Origin of the sequence: Streptosporangium minutum, assembly GCF_002149035.1 — a bacterium.
GTDB lineage: Bacteria > Actinomycetota > Actinomycetes > Streptosporangiales > Streptosporangiaceae > Streptosporangium > Streptosporangium minutum.
The window spans coordinates 1-15,469 of the sequence record NZ_NGFP01000228.1; the positions used below are offsets into that span (position 1 = coordinate 1).

General features: G+C 71.9%; 16 protein-coding genes. 11 read left to right on the plus strand and 5 right to left on the minus strand.

Features of this window, described 5'->3' with window-relative positions; translation table 11 throughout:
* Nucleotide 1 precedes the first annotated feature (1 nt).
* On the minus strand, nucleotides 2-1,075 hold the full coding sequence (locus CA984_RS34480) for a FecCD family ABC transporter permease (protein ID WP_242676332.1): 1,074 nt from the start codon (nucleotides 1,073-1,075) through the stop codon (nucleotides 2-4).
* An 84-nt stretch (nucleotides 1,076-1,159) separates the two neighbouring features.
* Between CA984_RS34480 and CA984_RS34485 the strand changes: the two genes are divergently transcribed.
* Nucleotides 1,160-2,179: an ABC transporter substrate-binding protein gene (locus CA984_RS34485; protein ID WP_086577619.1), complete on the plus strand. Its 1,020-nt coding sequence runs from the start codon at nucleotides 1,160-1,162 to the stop codon at nucleotides 2,177-2,179.
* Nucleotides 2,180-2,314: 135 nt separating this feature from the next.
* On the opposite strand, the gene CA984_RS34490 is transcribed toward CA984_RS34485, so the two are convergent.
* Both CA984_RS34490 and CA984_RS34495 read right to left on the minus strand, forming a co-directional pair.
* The gene (locus tag CA984_RS34490; protein WP_086577620.1) at nucleotides 2,315-4,711 is read right to left on the minus strand and encodes a helicase-associated domain-containing protein; all 2,397 of its coding nucleotides are present in this window, start codon (nucleotides 4,709-4,711) and stop codon (nucleotides 2,315-2,317) included.
* Between the two features lie 238 nt (nucleotides 4,712-4,949).
* A complete protein-coding gene (locus CA984_RS34495) occupies nucleotides 4,950-5,342 on the minus strand; it encodes an ATP-binding protein (protein ID WP_086577621.1) in 393 nt (130 codons plus the stop codon).
* Between the two features lie 346 nt (nucleotides 5,343-5,688).
* Here CA984_RS34495 and CA984_RS34500 point away from each other — a divergent pair, with 346 nt between their 5' ends.
* The 4 genes from CA984_RS34500 (at nucleotide 5,689) to CA984_RS34515 (ending at nucleotide 8,315) form a co-directional block, all read left to right on the plus strand.
* Nucleotides 5,689-6,510: a helix-turn-helix domain-containing protein gene (locus CA984_RS34500; protein WP_197048816.1), complete on the plus strand. Its 822-nt coding sequence runs from the start codon at nucleotides 5,689-5,691 to the stop codon at nucleotides 6,508-6,510.
* Nucleotides 6,511-6,747, plus strand: a complete 237-nt coding sequence (locus tag CA984_RS34505) for a DUF397 domain-containing protein (protein ID WP_012889234.1) — start codon at nucleotides 6,511-6,513, stop codon at nucleotides 6,745-6,747.
* 140 nt (nucleotides 6,748-6,887) lie between these two features.
* Nucleotides 6,888-7,145 (plus strand): hypothetical protein, encoded by a 258-nt coding sequence (locus tag CA984_RS34510; RefSeq protein ID WP_242676333.1) that lies wholly within the window; start codon nucleotides 6,888-6,890, stop codon nucleotides 7,143-7,145.
* Nucleotides 7,146-7,538: 393 nt separating this feature from the next.
* Nucleotides 7,539-8,315 carry a hypothetical protein gene (locus CA984_RS34515; RefSeq protein ID WP_086577622.1) on the plus strand — a complete coding sequence of 259 codons (777 nt, stop codon included), beginning with the start codon at nucleotides 7,539-7,541 and terminating at the stop codon, nucleotides 8,313-8,315.
* A gap of 124 nt (nucleotides 8,316-8,439) precedes the next feature.
* Here CA984_RS34515 and CA984_RS34520 read toward each other — a convergent pair whose 3' ends face one another.
* The gene (locus CA984_RS34520; RefSeq protein ID WP_086577623.1) at nucleotides 8,440-9,021 is read right to left on the minus strand and encodes a histidine phosphatase family protein; all 582 of its coding nucleotides are present in this window, start codon (nucleotides 9,019-9,021) and stop codon (nucleotides 8,440-8,442) included.
* Nucleotides 9,022-9,060: 39 nt separating this feature from the next.
* A complete protein-coding gene (locus tag CA984_RS34525; RefSeq protein WP_086577624.1) occupies nucleotides 9,061-9,975 on the minus strand; it encodes a TIGR03621 family F420-dependent LLM class oxidoreductase in 915 nt (304 codons plus the stop codon).
* A 219-nt stretch (nucleotides 9,976-10,194) separates the two neighbouring features.
* Here CA984_RS34525 and CA984_RS34530 point away from each other — a divergent pair, with 219 nt between their 5' ends.
* From CA984_RS34530 to CA984_RS34550, 6 genes are all read left to right on the plus strand, one after another.
* Nucleotides 10,195-11,025 carry a phytanoyl-CoA dioxygenase family protein gene (locus tag CA984_RS34530; RefSeq protein ID WP_086577625.1) on the plus strand — a complete coding sequence of 277 codons (831 nt, stop codon included), beginning with the start codon at nucleotides 10,195-10,197 and terminating at the stop codon, nucleotides 11,023-11,025.
* The gene (locus tag CA984_RS34535; RefSeq protein ID WP_086577626.1) at nucleotides 11,015-12,016 is read left to right on the plus strand and encodes a phosphotriesterase family protein; all 1,002 of its coding nucleotides are present in this window, start codon (nucleotides 11,015-11,017) and stop codon (nucleotides 12,014-12,016) included. The genes CA984_RS34530 and CA984_RS34535 overlap by 11 nt, the downstream gene beginning before the upstream one ends.
* Before the next feature lie 45 nt (nucleotides 12,017-12,061).
* Nucleotides 12,062-13,261: a cytochrome P450 gene (locus CA984_RS34540; protein WP_086577627.1), complete on the plus strand. Its 1,200-nt coding sequence runs from the start codon at nucleotides 12,062-12,064 to the stop codon at nucleotides 13,259-13,261.
* Complete coding sequence (locus tag CA984_RS48895) at nucleotides 13,258-13,380, plus strand: hypothetical protein (protein ID WP_278249084.1); 123 nt, start codon at nucleotides 13,258-13,260, stop codon at nucleotides 13,378-13,380. The genes CA984_RS34540 and CA984_RS48895 overlap by 4 nt, the downstream gene beginning before the upstream one ends.
* The gene (locus CA984_RS34545) at nucleotides 13,377-14,231 is read left to right on the plus strand and encodes a Gfo/Idh/MocA family protein (protein WP_086577628.1); all 855 of its coding nucleotides are present in this window, start codon (nucleotides 13,377-13,379) and stop codon (nucleotides 14,229-14,231) included. The genes CA984_RS48895 and CA984_RS34545 overlap by 4 nt, the downstream gene beginning before the upstream one ends.
* Before the next feature lie 237 nt (nucleotides 14,232-14,468).
* Entirely contained in the window at nucleotides 14,469-15,416 is a 948-nt protein-coding gene (locus tag CA984_RS34550) for an ABC transporter substrate-binding protein (protein WP_086577629.1), read from the plus strand.
* Nucleotides 15,417-15,469: the final 53 nt, after the last annotated feature.

The window sequence follows — 15,469 nt, forward strand, 5'->3', positions numbered from 1 at the left end:
ATCATAGGGCGGCGAGCCTCCGGCGGCGGGCGAGCAGGATGAAGACCGGGGCGCCGACGACGGCGCACATGATGCCCACCTGAACCTCGGAGGGGGCGGCGACCACCCGGCCGAGGATGTCGGAGCCGAGCAGCACCACGGGGGCGAGCACGACGGTGTAGGGGAGGACCCAGCGCTGGTCGGGCCCGGTGAAGGCGCGCACCGCGTGCGGTACGGCCAGGCCCACGAACCACAGCGGTCCGGCCGCCGCGGTGGCGGCCCCGCACAGCAGGGTGACGGCGATCGCGGTCAGCCCGCGCGTACGGGACACGCCCACGCCGAGCGCGCGTCCCGCCTCCTCGCCGAGGGCGAGGGTGTTGAGCGGCCTGGCCAGCAGCAGCCCGAGCACCAGCCCGACCGCCAGGAACGGGGCCAGCCCCAGCGCGACGTCGGTGGTGACCCCGGCCAGCGAACCGGTGAGCCAGAACCGCATCCGGTCGAAGGTCGCGCTGTCGGTCCGCAGGATCGCCGAGGCGGCGGCGTTGAACACCATGCCCAGCGCGACGCCGGCGAGCGTGAGCCGTATCGGCCCGGCGCCGGAGCGCCCGGCGGACCCGAGCGCGTAGGCCAGCGAGGCGGCGGCGGCCGCGCCGACGAATGCGAACCAGACGTAGAGGGAGGGGTCGGTCAGGCCGAGCAGCCCGATGGCGACCGTCACGCCGAACGCCGCACCCTGGTTGATGCCCAGCAGTCCGGGATCGGCGAGTGGGTTGCGGGTGAGGCTCTGCATCAGCGCGCCCGCCAGGCCGAGGGCGGCGCCCACGCCGATGCCGGTCAGTGTCCGTGGCACGCGCAGTCCTCTGATGACCGTGTGGTCGCTGGACCCGTCGGGCGCCAGCAGCGCGTCCAGCACCGTGGACAGCGGGACCGAGCGCGAGCCCACCGCGATGCTGGCCATCGACAGCAGCACCAGCACCGCCAAGCTGACCAGCAACCCGGTCGCCAGCGCCGCCGAGCGCCCCGCCCGCCGTGGTCGCGTCCCGTCCGGTTTCCCGGCCTTCTCGGACGTGGCCGTGGCCACACCGGCCGTGTTCACCCGGCCCCCCTCTCTCTGTCGTGTTTAGGTAAGGCTAATCTAATGCAATACCCATTTAGGTAAGCCTAACCTTTGGAGAGGGAAATGTCCCTATCTGTTCTGCCTCGGCGGGGATTCATCGCCGTCGGCCTCGGGCTCGTGTTCGCCCTCGCCGCGTGCGGAGGCGGAGCCGAGACGGCTCCCGCGGCGGATGGCTCCCCGGCCGCGTCCCCGCCGGCGGCGGGCCCGTGGACCTTCACCGACGACCGAGGCAAGAAGATCGAGACGCCCAAGCGCCCCACCCGCGTCGTCGCCCAGGTCGGCGCCGCCGCGGCGCTCTGGGACTTCGGTGTCCGTCCGATCGCCGTCTTCGGGCCGCACAAGCTCAAGGACGGCGGCAAGGACGCTCAGGTCGGCGACGTCGACATCACCAAGGTCGAGTCCATCGGCAACGTGTGGGACGAGTTCAACGTCGAGAAGTACATCTCACTCCAGCCCGAGCTGCTGATCAGCGGCATGTACACCGACGACGCCCTCTGGTACGTGCCGGAGAAGTCCGCCTCCACCATCGAGCAGGTCGCGCCCACCCTCGGCGTCCGCCTGGTCGGCAAGCCGCTGCCCCAGGTCATCGAGAAGTACGGCGAGATCGCCGCCGCCCTCGGCGCCGACCTCGACGCCCCCGAGGTGACCGCGGCCAAGGCCAGGTTCGACGCCGCGTCCAAGGCGCTCGTCACCCCCGAGGCCAAGGGCCTGAAGGTCCTGGTCATGGCGGGCGGCCCGGAGTCGCTGTGGGTGGTCAACCCCGACGACCACGCGGACGTGCGCTACTTCAAGGAACTGGGCCTGGACGTCGTGGTGCCGGAGAAGGTCGACGAGGCGGGCTTCTGGCAGACGCTGAGCTGGGAGAACGCCGACACCTACAAGGCCGACGTGATCCTGGTGGACGCCCGCACCCAGTCGATGCAGGTCGAGGAGATGAAGAAGAAGCCGACCTTCGCCGCACTGCCCGCGGTCAAGGCCGGCCAGGTCTACCCCTGGCACGCGGAGGAGCGCTACAGCTACCAGGGCTACGCCGACGTGCTGGAGAAGCTCCGCGCCGACCTCGCCAAGGCGAAGAAGCTCTAGGGTGAAGGGAGAGCGGGGCACCACCTGCGAGCCCATGGCCGCCGGGCAGCCCCGCCCGAGCCGGATCCCGGGTACGCGACGTGGCCGGGTTTGCGGGTTCCCCGCCGGGTGCGGGTGTCGTGGACCTCGGCGGGGTCAGGCGTAGGTGCCGCGGACCTCGACGATGTCGGCCAGCGGGAACTCCAGGTAGTCGCCGGCCTCCTCGCACCACGCGTCGAGCACGCCGCTGCGCAGCTCGCCGTGGCTGATGGTGGCGGTCAGGCCGTCGGTCAGCGTGATCGCCGCCCGCACGCCGCGGTCCACCACGAAGCCGAGCAGCGACTGCTGGGCGGTCGGCAGCCGGGAGGCCATGCGGCCGATGACCGCCCACGTCCTGCCCTGCTGCCGGACGGCGCCGTCCTCGCCGGCGAGCAGCCGCCGGGCGTGCTCGTGCGGGTCCGGCGGCGGCTCGACCAGAGGGTGCGGCTGCTGCTCCAGCTTGGCCACCCGGCCGCCGGGCAGCAGGATCAGCCGCCCGTTCTGCGGCTCCTCGATCCGGGCGCGGCGGACGGTGATCTCCCCGGTGTCCTCGATCGGCACCGGGGCGTAGCCGTTCTCCCGGAGCGCCGCCAGGGTCTTGCCCGCGGGCATCGCGCTGGCCAGCACGGTCGGCGCGAGCAGCCGCAGGCCCAGCCTGCCCAGCCGCCGGTGCCCGGCGATCTCGGCCAGCAGCACCGGGTCGGAGGCCTGCACGATGCAGGCGACCGTGGTCACGGTGACCTCGCCGTGCCGCCGGGCCACGTCGCGCACCAGGTAGTCGAGGGGTTGCGGCACCGCGCCGACCTCGGCGAGGTCGGCCAGGAGGGCGTCGGCGGTGTAACCGGAGTCCATCGCCCGGCGCACGCTCACCGGGGTGAACCGCCACACCGAGGCCGCGCCGCGCGACTCGCGCTCGGCGGCCCGGTCCAGCAGCTCGGCCAGCTCGGTGGAGGGCGGCCCGGTCACCACGGCGGTGAGGTCGGCGCCGAACAGCGCGCTCCGCCGTACGCTGGCCAGCGCGCGGGTCGAGCACTCCACCAGCACCGGGTCGTGCTCCACGACCGGGCTGGAGTCGTCGTTCTCGTCTCCCGCCGAGGCGTCCAGGGCGGCCAGCGCGCGGCCCAGGTCGGTGATCGTGTCGTAGGCGATCAGCCCGAGCATCCGGGCCTCCTCCAGCACGGCGGGGGCGCACTCCGCCAGCAGCGCCTGGTCGAGCAGCGGGGCGTGCCAGTGCGCCGCCCCGACCAGCCCGGCCCGGTCGGCGCACGCCGTGCTGGCGGGCAGGCGGGCCAGCACGCCGAGCACCGCCCGCCGGGCCCTGCCCACCGAGGCCCCGGCGGGGTCGTCACCGAGCACGGTGCCGTACTTGCCGTCGATCCGGCGGAGCGAGGAGCGCTCCATCCGCCACCACGCCGACAGCAGCACCCGCAGCCTGGCGGCCGCGTCGTCCAGCCGCCAGCGGTCGAACTTCTCGGTGGGCACCAGCCCGCCGGCCGGTTCGTCCCAGGCCAGCAGCCGGGCCACCGCGCAGATCTCCAGCAGGAGCCGGGTCTCGTCCTCGTCGCAGCCGGTGTCCTTGGCCAGCCGCCGGACCTCGCGCACGCCGACCCCGCCGGCCTTCAGCAGCGGCAGCGGGAACTTGGCGGTGTTCTCCAGCATCGCGGCGCAGCGCTCGACCACGTGCGGGGCGGCCAGCGTCATCAGGTGGTCGACCGCCTCGGGGTCCACCGGGACGGTCGCGAGGTCGGGCGGGCAGGGGGTGAACGGCGGGTGGTAGTCGGGGCCGCGCAGCGCGAGCGCCACCTCCCGGGGCATCTCGGCCACGTTCCAGCTCGGCCGGAAGAGCAGGCCGTGGTCGGTGGCCCACTTCTCCGGGGCGCCCGGCACGACGAACCGGCCGCCGTCCACGTCGCGGATCGGGCCGTCCCAGGCGAACTCCTCCAGCAGCCGCTCCGTGCCCTCCGGGGCCCGCTCGATCATGGCGGTCACCCGTCCGGGGTCCGAGAGCACCTCGGTGACCCTGGTGACCGTGCGGCGCTTGGGGCCGTGGGGCAGGCCGAGCGTCCTGGCGAGCGCGCGGAGGGCGTCGGCGCTGACCGTCCAGGAGTTGAGGTAGTGGGAGAGCGGCTCGCCGAGCCCGCACGGGGCCGTCCACCACCGGGCGACCCCGCCGGCGACCCGGATCCGCCCCTCGTCGTCCGGCCAGGCCAGGGCATGGTCGAACAGCAGGTCGACCCAGGGGGCCACCTCGGCCTCCGGCACGCCCATGAATCGGGCCAGCGTCTCCAGATCGACCTGGTCGCCGAGGGCCAGTGACGCCTGCGCGACCTCAAGGCACGGCAGCGGAAGCCCCCGCATGACGGCCATCACCGCGAACCCGTTGCCCAGCCGCTGCGCCAGGGTGTCCAGGCGGCGCGGCCACGGTGCGGCGATGGCGTCCGAGCGGTTGGCCAGAACTCGGGTGAGCCGTTCTTCGTCGAGGGTTTTCAACCAGCCGAGCAGGTGATCGTCCATCTCGCAGCTCTCTCAGGAATCTCGCGCGGGGACTCTCCGTGAGCCATAGGCATCCACGGTAATGCAGAGGACATCTCCGGAGGCAGGCACCGCGCAGAATGCGATGTGTTCCTGAGGTGTTCGCCCGGATTCTTGACCGGCCCCGGGACCGCCGACGGGGAGGCGCGGCGGTCCCGGGATCGATCGGCGCCAGGTGAGGGGAAGAGGCGGCGCCTGTCCGAGAGGGTCTGCTGAGGGCCTAGCGGAGGACGGCCCAGACGATTTTGCCGTAGGGGGCCAGCGGCGCCCAGCCCCAGCGCAGGCTGAGCGACTCGACGATGTGCAGGCCGAGGCCGCCGATGTCCAGCGGCGAGGGGTCGCGGAGGGTGGGGAAGCCCGATCCCGGATCGTTCAGCGCGCAGGCGACCAGGCCGTCCCGGCGGAGCAGGGAGAGCCTGATCGGCTCCTTGGCGCGCGTCTCGGCCAGTCGCAGGCCGTGCCTGAACGCGTTGGTGGCCAGCTCCGAGACGACCAGTTCCATGTTCTCGCTCAGCTCGGCGAGCTTCCAGCCGGTGAGGGTTCCCGTGGCGAAGCTGCGGGCGGAGTGGACCGAGTCGGCCTGGGGCGGGAGCACGAAGGTCGCGCTGGACATGGCCGGTGATCCGGAGAGGAGATCACGCGCCGCGTCAGGCCACCAGCCGACTGGGGGCCACCAGTCGAGCGCTGTCCATGACGTTCGGGGGGGCGCGGTTTGAGCGAACTGCACAGCGATCATCATGGTGCAAACTCCTGTGCAGGTGCAAGAGCGAATGCACGTGCATAAGGGGTGTGCAACCGCTACGGTTACCCATGATTCGGCAATCCGGATGGAAAGGGGATCTTGTCCGCGGCTAGGGATCTTGGGCCGCGAAGTGACAGACTGTCGATCAGGAAAGCGAGCGAGGAGCACACACGTGTCCATGGACCCGCCCGGTACCGGTTCCACCGTTCGGCGCATCATGCTCGGCGCAAGCCTGCGCCGCCTGCGTGAGGAGAAGGGACTCCCCCGTGAGGTGGCCGGATTTCACATCCGGGCCTCCGAGTCCAAGATCAGCCGGATGGAGCTCGGCCGTGTCGGTTTCAAGACACGGGACGTGGAAGACCTGCTCACCCTGTACGGCGTGCTCGACGACGCAGAACGGCGCGGCCTGCTGGAGATGGTCCGCGAGGCGAACACCCCCGGCTGGTGGCACAAGTTCGGCGACCTGTTGCCGAACTGGTTCACCACCTATGTGGGGCTGGAGGAGGCGGCGAACATGATCCGCACCTATGAGGTGCAGTTCGTTCCCGGCCTGCTGCAGACGTCCGCCTACGCGCGCACAGTGATCCGGTTGGGCTACCCGGACGTGCCGGAGGCGGAGATCGAGCGCCGTGTGCATATGCGTATGCAGCGGCAGGAACGCTTTACGAAGAAGGACGGCCCGCGCCTGTGGGCGGTCATCGACGAGGCGGCCCTGAAGCGGCCGATCGGAGGCAAGGAGATCATGCGTGAGCAGCTCCAGCACCTGCTGGAGGTGGCCACGCTCTCCAACATCACCCTTCAGGTGATGCCCTTCCGGTTCGGCATGCACGCGGCCGAGGGTGGCGCGTTCAGCATCTTGCGGTTTCCCGAGTCCGACCTGTCGGACGTCGTTTATGTCGAGCAGCTCTGGGGTGCCCTCTACCTGGACAAGCGTGAGGATATCGATCCGTACCTCACGGCCATGGAGCAGCTGTGCGTGGAAAGCACCACGCCTGGGGGCACCGCCGAGATCCTCGGCGACCTTCTCAGAGAGATCTAAATGGAGCACACCTACAACGGCATGCCCGCCACGGACCTGGCCGGGGCCAGCTGGCGAAAGAGCCGTCACAGCAATTCGCAGGGTAATTGCGTAGAACTCGCTGAGCTGTCGGACGGCAGCATCGCGGTTCGGAACTCCCGTTTCCCCGACGGCCCGGCCCTGATCTACACCCGCGACGAGATTCGCGCGCTGGTGCTCGGGGTGAAGGACGGGGAGTTCGACGGCCTGATGGTGTAACACTGTTTTTACATCCGGCTCACTTCTTAACTCCGGTGCGTCGGTGATGTAACGCAACGAGTAGGCGGATCGGGCAGATTCTGAGTTCCCGGAGTGACAGTGGGGCAGAGGAATTGGGGGCCCAGACCATGCTTGACCAGATGACCTTGTATCCCGTGGCCGACGACGTGCTGTTCGCGCCCGGTGGTCGTGTCGTGATCCGCACCTATGGCGTCGCCTCGGCGGCCATGGATGAGGGGGAGGTCACTTCGGTTTCCTATCGGACATGGGTGACGGGGGTCCGCGACCAGCCTCGCTACTGGCGCTGGGGGCATTTCGAAGACGCCTGCCACGGTCATCGCAAAGTACTGGAATGGCTCACCGGGCGGGGCCCGCAACCGCACGCCGCGGCCGCCTGAGGGTATGGGAAGGACGTGGTAGCCGTCGACCTGGGGATCGACGTTCACTGCGGCGGCGAAGGCTGAGGCCACGGGGCCGCCACCGGGGCCGGGCACGGTCGGCGACCGTGCCCGGCCCTCCGCGCGATGCCGTGACGGCACGACGGCGTGATGTCGTGACGGCGAGGCGGCGCGATGCCGTGATGACGCGACGGCGAGGCAGCACGATGACGCGACGGCGTGACGGCGCGATGCCGTGATGACGCGACGGTGTGATGTCGTGACGGTAAGGCTACGAGGCGGCGCGATGGCGCGGCGGCCGTGCGGTCCGCGGCTCCTCGACTCCTGTACGGGCTCCGGCTCCTCGGCTAGGGTGCCAACCAAGCATTCGCTTGGGTCGAGGAGGCGTCTTCCATGCGGCGAGGGATCTACCTGATCGAAGAGGTCGACTTCCGGCCTATGAACTCCCGCAAGCCGCTGGAGTACCTGACCTGGCTCACGCGCTACAAGAAGGAGGACGAGGCCCTCGACGCTCCCGAGCTGACCAGGGGGCTGTCGATCCGGTCGCGCGAGATCGACCTGGTGGGCGCCTTCTACGCCGTCGGCATCACCGGCCATCCGCAGTTCAAGGCCGTCACCCTCTGGGACTGCCACGGCGGCTGGGACGGCGGCTGGCGGCAGATGATGAACATCTACGACGGCGTGAACGACAGGCTCTTCCTGTCCGACATCGACGACCTGCGTTTCTCCGCCTTCTCCCGGCCGCTCGGCGCGGTGGCCGGCAGCCCGGCGCTGGCCGACATCACCGCCGAGGGCTACGCGGCGCCTTTCTACCTGTTCGAGAGCGCCCGGGTGCGGCCCGGCGCGGCGCTGGAGTATCTCGACGCGGTCCGGCTGGAGCGCGCGCCGGTCCTGGCCGATCACGGCCACCGGCCGATCGGCCTGTACGAGGTGCTGTTCTGCGACAGCGAGGTCGTCACGGTCTGGGGCATGTCGCTGGAGGACCATCTGTCGCTGCAGCGGGCCAGGGACGCCGCGCTCGGGCTGGACGACGAGGTGGAGCCGGATCCGCGGCTGCTCGACTGGCGCAGACGCTCCCGCGACTTCCTCGCCGGTCCGTGGCGGGAGACCCTGCTCGCGCCGTTCCCGGGCTCGCGGCTCTCGCCGGTCCAGGCCCCGCCCGGCGGATAGCCGGAAGAGCGGGCACGGCCGGAAGCCCCGGCCGTTTCCGCTGCCGCCCGGCGGGTGGCCGGGATCGGGCGCGGCCCGGAGTCCCACCGCCCCGGGGCGGGGCCGGCCGGGCCGTGAGAGTGGATCAGACGGGGGCGTTCCAGGTGAGGACGACCGGCTCGTCGCGCTCGTAGCCGAGCCGGGAGTAGGTGCCGGTGTCCAGGCGGAAGTGGCGGCCGTGCTCGGGGGGCAGGGCGAGCCAGCGGGCGCACAGCACCCGCAGGAAGTGTCCGTGGGCGACCAGCGCCACGTCGCCGTCGACCGCGCGGGCCCGCGCGATCACCCGGTCGGCGCGGGCGCCGACCTCCCGCGCGCTCTCCCCGGGGTGCTCGGCGTCGCCGGGGACGACCCCGTCCCGCCACAGGAACCAGCCGGGGCGGGTCTCGCGGATGTCGGGAGTGGTGATGCCCTCGTAGCCGCCGTAGTCCCACTCCCACAGGTCGGAGTCCGTCTCGTAGCCCGTGAGCCCGGCCAGCTCGGCCGTCCGGCGGGCCCGCAGCGCGGGGCTGACCAGGGCCAGTCCGAACGTCCGGCCCCTGACCAGCGGGGCGAGCGCCCGCGCCTGGTCGTCGCCCTTGTCGGTCAGCGGCAGGTCGGTGCGCCCGGTGTGGCGTCCGTCCCGGCTCCACTCGGTCTCGCCGTGCCGCAGCAGAATCATCTCGTTCATGGTGCCCCCCATCATGCCGGTACGGCCCGGGGCGGCCGGTCAGCGCCCCGCGAGCTCTTCGGCGACCGGGGTGAAGGCCTCCAGGTCGCGCTCGTGGTGGAGCACGAAGTAGGACAGGTCATGGGTGTCGCGCCAGTAGCGGAGCTTGTCCGCGATGTCCTGGCGGGTGCCGAGCAGGACCTGGGGGGTCTCGTCCTGGCGGGAGGAGTCGGCGGCGCTCCACGGCTCGTCCGGTCTGCGGACGCCGAGCTGCTGGATGCTCGTGCCGAGCTCGATCCGGTCGTAGCGGCCGGCGGCGGCCCGCCGTACCACGTCGACCTTGGCGAGGAAGGCTTCCAGGCCGCCGTCCAGGCCGTCGGGGCCGGTGCCGTCGGCCCGCACCCGCATGCCGAGGTTGATCACGTCGGCCTCGCGGGCGGCGAGCCGGAGCATGCGGGGGCCGCCGCCCCCGAGCAGCAGCCGGGGGTGGGGCCGGCGGACGGGCTTGGGCCACTGCTCCAGGCCGGTGATCCGGTAGTGCTCGCCGTGGAAGGTGAACGGGCCGTCCGCCCAGAGTCCCTTCAGGACGGTGATCGCCTCGGCGAGCCGGTCCACCCGGACCCCGGGGGGTTGGAGGGCCAGTCCCGCGGAGGCGTAGTCGGCGGCCATCCAGCCGGTGCCGAGGCCCAGCTCCAGGCGGCCCTCCGACAGCAGGTCGACGGTCGCCGCCTCCTTGGCCAGCACGGCCGGGTGCCGGAAGTCGTTGGCGAACACCAGGGTGCCGACGCGCAGGCGGCTGGTCGCGCACGCGGCCGCGGTCATCGCCGCGACCGGCGCGAACCGGGGGCCGACCAGGTGGTCGGGGACGAGCAGCACGTCGAAGCCCGAGCCTTCCAGGCGGCGTGCCTTGTCGGCCCAGGCCCTGGCCGACCCGGCCTCGCGGACCACGGCGGCGAACCGGAACGGGCGGTCCATCGGCACCCCCTCTGCTCTAACCAAGCGCTTGCTAAAGACTAGAGGCGCCGGGCGCGCAGGGGAACCGGGCGGCGCGGCCACCGGTCCGCCGGCCGTCGGGGGAGAGGCGGCGCGAGAGCGCCGCGCCGGACAGGTCCCGCCCCGCCCTCGGCCGGGCCCGCTGCCCCTGTGTATACCAAGCGCTTGCTTTATCTCGGCGGGAGGCTCGACACTGGCCCCATGGCTGACAACACCCCGGTCCGGGACGTGACCGACGGCGAGGTCGCGTTCTTCAGGGACAACGGCTGGGTACGGCTGCCGCGTCTGGTCGACCCCGATCACGCGGCCCTGCTCCGCGACCGGGCGCTGAGCCGCCTGCGGGATCGCCCGCGCGCCGTCACCTCCAAGGTGGACCGGGCGTTCGGCCAGTCCAGGGACATCGCCGAGACCGACGGGCGCTTCAGGGAACTGGCCCTCGCCCCCGCCCTCGGCCGGGCCGCCACCCGGCTGCTGCACGGCGTCGCCGGGGTCCGGGTCCAGGTGACGAACCTGCTGATCAAGGAGCCGGAGCGCGGGAGCCGGACCGGCGAGGACCCGGACGGGCGTGACCACGCGGGCGGCGGGCACGGGGCCACGGAGTTCCACCAGGACTTCCCCTGGATGCCGATGGACCGCTCGGCCATGCTCACCGTCTGGCTGGCGCTGGTGGACGTGCCCGCCGACATGGGGTCGCTGCGGTTCTACGGCGGTTCCCACCGGCACGGCCTCCTCGGCCGGTCCTTCACCCGCGACGGCGACGACCAGCTCAGCCAGCACCCCTGGCTCGGGGAGCTCGACCTCTCCCCGCCGCTGGACCTGGCGGCGGGAGACGCGACCGCGCACCACGCGCTGACCGTCCACGGCGCCGCCGCCAACCGCCGCGACAGCGCCAGGCTGTCGTTCACCGTCACCTACTTCGACGCGGACGCCCTCTACACCGGCACGCCGTACGGGCAGACGGACGGCCTGGGCCTCACCGTCAACCAGCCCTTCGACCACCCCAAGTTCCCGGTGGTCCCCCGTGAGGGCTGAGCGCGGGGAGCCGTCCGCGGGCACCGAGACGGTCAACGGCCCGGTCCGGGACCTCGGGGCGACGCTGATGCACGAGCACGTCTTCGGGCTCAGCCCGGAGATCCTGTGGAACTGGCCGGACATCCCCGAGGGCTGGGACCTGGAGCGGCGGGCCCGGGAGGCGGCGGACAAGCTGACCGAGCTCAAACGCCACGGCATCGACTCGATCGTGGACCTCACGGTGATCGGGCTCGGCCGCTACGTGCCCGCCGTGCGGCGGGTGGCGGAGCAGACCGAGGTCAACATCGTGGTCGCCACCGGCCTCTACACCTACGACGCGCTCCCGCCCTACTTCGGCAACCGGGGGCCGGGCTCGCTGTTCGGCGGGCCCGACCGGCTGGCCGAGTTCTTCGTCAGGGACATCACCGAGGGCATCGGCGACACCGGCGTCAAGGCGGGCATCCTCAAGTGCGCCTCCGACCATCTCGGCATGACGGCGGGCTGCGAGCGGGTGTTCCGCGCGGTCGCCGAGGCCCACCGGGCGACCGGTGTGCCGATCTCCACCCACTCCCACAGCGCCTCCGGCGGCGGCCTGGAGCAGCAGAGGCTGCTCGCCGGGGCCGGGGTGGACCCGACCAGGGTGATCATCGGGCACGCCGGGGACTCCACCGACGTCGCCTACCTGGAGGAGCTCATCGCGGGCGGCTCCTACCTGGGCATGGACCGGTTCGGCATCGAGACGATCAGTTCCTTCGAGGACCGGGTGGCCGTCGTCGCCGAGCTCGCCGGACGCGGCCACGCCGGCCGGATGGTCCTGTCGCACGACTCCTACTGCTTCAACGACCGCTTCGACCACGACGTGGTACGGCGGCGCCACCCCAACTACCACCTGCTCCACATCTCCCGGGACGTGCTGCCCGAGCTCCGCAGGCGGGGCGTCACCGAGGAGCAGATCCACCAGATGCTCGTCGGCAACCCCCGCGACATCTTCGCCCGGTGCGAGCCGTACTGACCGTGCCGGCCGCGGCGCCCCGCCGACCGTACCGAGAGGCAGGTCATGATCACCGCTAGCGACTTCGACGTCAGCGCGGCCTGGCACGTCGCCGCGCCGTACGACTTCCTGCGCAGGCTCCGCCACGAGCGGCCGGTGTTCCGCAGCGAGCATCTGGGCGCCTACGTCATCACCCGCCACGAGGACGTGCGCGCCGCCTACGGCGATCCGCGGCGCTTCTCCTCCGAGGGCTCGCTGACCATCTCCCGCAGCCTCACCGAGGAGACCCGGCGGGTGCTGGGCGAGCACGGCTCGTTCCTGTCCAGCTTCGTCGCCAACGTCGACCCTCCCGCGCACACCCGGCTGCGCCGCTCGGTGTCGCGGGCGTTCACCCCCCGCGCGGTCGCCGCGATGGAGGGGCTCTTCAGGGACCTGAACGAGGAACTGCTCGACCGGGTCGTCCCCCGGGGGGCCGGCGACTTCGTCGCGGAGCTCGCCCATGTGCCGTCGGTCAAGCTCACCGCCCGGTTCATCGGTGTCCCCGAGGCCGACGAGGCCTTCGTCCAGAAGCACGTGAAGGACTGGTTCCAGCTCTTCCTGTCACCCCAGCCGCCGGACCGCCAGCTCGTGCTCGCCGACAGCTTCCTGACCTACCTCGACTACGTCGACAAGCTGGTCGCCGCCCGCGCGGCCGAGCCGCGCGACGACTTCGTCTCGCTGATGACCTCGCTGATCGGCGCCGAGCTGTCGCACCGCGAGGTCGTCGAGCTGATCTCCACGATCCTGCTGGGCGGCAACGACACCGTGCCCAACCAGCTCGGCAACAGCGTCCTGCGCCTGCTGCGCGAGGAGATCTGGCCGGTCCCGCCCGCGATGATCCAGAACGCGGTCGAGGAGTGCATGCGCATCGACGGCGCCAGCCTCGGATCCTTCCGCCACACCAGGACCGACGTCGAGATGCACGGCGTCACCATCCCCGCCGGTTCGCTGTGCCTGCTGTCCACCGACTCCGCCGCGCACGACGAGACCGTCTTCGCCGAACCCGAACGCTTCCGGATCGACCGGGGCAACGCCGACGCGCACATGACGCTGGGCTACGGCATCCACTTCTGCGTGGGCGCCGCGCTGGCCCGCCTGCAGCTCCGCACGGCCCTGGAGGTGCTCGGCCGCCGCCTGCCGGGGCTGCGGCCGGCGCCCGGCCGCCCCGTCGCCTACCGCACCTCGATCGTCGGCCGGGGCCTGACCGCGCTGCACGTGGAGTGGTGACGCGCTCCGACGGCGGGATCACGCTGGTCACGGGGGTCGCGCCGGGAGCCGGAGCGGCCCCCGTCCGCCGCCCCGAGTACCAGATCAGGGCATGGGGGCGTGAGAAGCTGGGGTCGTGACGATATCTGTGGGTTTGGTGGGCGCGGGGCCCTGGGCGGAGATGGTGCACGCGCCGATGCTGGCGGCCGGACCGGACACGCGCCTGGTGGGCGTGTGGGCGCGGCGCCCCGAGGCGGCCGCGAGATTCGGCGTCCCGGTCTTCGAGCGCGTCGAGGAGCTGTTCGACAACTGCGAGGCGGTCGCGTTCTCGGTGCCGCCCGCCGTACAGGCCGAGTTGGGCGTGCTCGCCGCCAAGGCGGGCAAGGCGCTGCTGCTGGAGAAGCCGCTCGCGGCCGACCTGGACGGCGCCCGGCGGCTGGCCGACGCGGTCGGGGAGGCGGGTGTGGCCTCGCAGATGGTCCTGACCTGGCGCTACTCGGCCGCCACCCGGTCCTTCCTGGCGCGGGTCTCGGCCATCGAGCCGTTCGGCGGGCACGCGGCCAACATCTCCGGGTCCATGCTCGGCGGCGACTTCGCCACCCCGTGGCGGCTGGAGCGCGGCGCGATCCTCGACGTCGGCCCGCACATGATCGACATGCTGGACGCCGCGCTCGGCCGCGTCACCGGGGTCCGCGCCCACGGCAACCCGCTGGGCTGGGTCGGCCTGCTGCTGGAGCACGAGACCGGCGCGGTGAGCGAGGCCTCGCTGTGCATGAGCGCGCCGGGCGAGACGCCGCCCTCCATCGTGGACATCTACGGCCGGCTCGGCCGGGAGTCCATCAACGGGGAGCAGCTCGGCTCCGACGTGTTCGCCGTCATGCTCTCCGAGTTCGCCGAGACCGTGGGCCGGGGAGGGGGCCACCCCCTCGACGCCGCGCACGGCCTGCGCCTTCAGGAGATCATCGCTGACGCGGAGCGGCAGCTCAGCTAGCGGGCAGCGTCCCGCGCGGCCCTTGACGCCGGGACGTGCAGGAGGATTGATAACGTTTGTCCGACGCGCAGCGCGCAGCGAAGTCCGGTGCGAGTCCGGCGCTGTCCCGCAACTGTCATGGTCCCCTCGGACCGAGCCAGGTCGCCTGCCGCTGCGCCGACGCCGTCAACCCTCGTGGAAAAGGGTGATCCGTCATTTTCGCGGGTCTCTCGGTTCCGGTAACTGAAAGGACCTCTCTTGAGGCCCGTACGTACCGCCTTCGCCGGCGCGCTCCTCGGCGCGCTGACCCTGGCCGGATGCGGTCAGAGCCCCGCCCCCGCCCCGGACGCGGCCGTCACCTCCCCGGCGCCCTCGGGCGCGGCGGACTTCCCCGTCACCGTCGAGGCGGGCAACGGCTCGATCGCCATCGCCAAGAGGCCCGAGCGGATCGTCTCGCTGTCGCCCACCGCCACCGAGAGCCTGTTCGCCGTCGGAGCCGGAGCCCAGGTCATCGCGGTGGACGACCAGTCGAACCACCCGGCCGAGGCGCCGAAGACCGACCTGTCGGGCTTCAAGCCGAACGCCGAGGCGATCATCGCGAAGAAGCCCGACCTGGTGGTGCTCGCCAACGACGCCGACGGCATCGTGGCCGAGCTGACAAAGGTCAACGTCCCGGTGCTGCTGGAGCCCTCGGCCACCAAGCTCGACGAGGCCTACGACCAGATCGCCGACCTCGGCGCGGCCACCGGCAACAAGGCCAAGGCCGACGAGCTCGTGGCCGGGATGAAGAAGCAGATCGACGAGCTCACGGCGGCCGCACCCAAGGACAAGAAGCTCACCTTCTACCACGAGCTGGACACCACGCCCTACTCGGCCACGTCCACCACCTTCATCGGCCAGATCTACGGACTGTTCGGCCTGACCAACGTCGCGGACAAGGCCCCTGACGCGGCCGGCGGTTACCCCAAGCTCTCCGCCGAGTTCGTCGCCCAGGCCGACCCGGACCTCGTCTTCCTGGCCGACACCAAGTGCTGCGCGCAGTCCAGGGACACCCTCGCCAAGCGCCCCGGCTGGTCCAAGCTCTCCGCCGTCAAGAACGACCAGGTGATCGCCCTCGACGACGACATCGCCTCCCGCTGGGGCCCGCGCGTGGTGGACCTCGCCAAGCAGGTCGGCGACGCCGTGCAGAGAGCCGCGACCGAATAAGTGGCCGACCTCTCCCGCCCCTCCGCCGCCGGCCAGACGAGCACCTCCCCGAC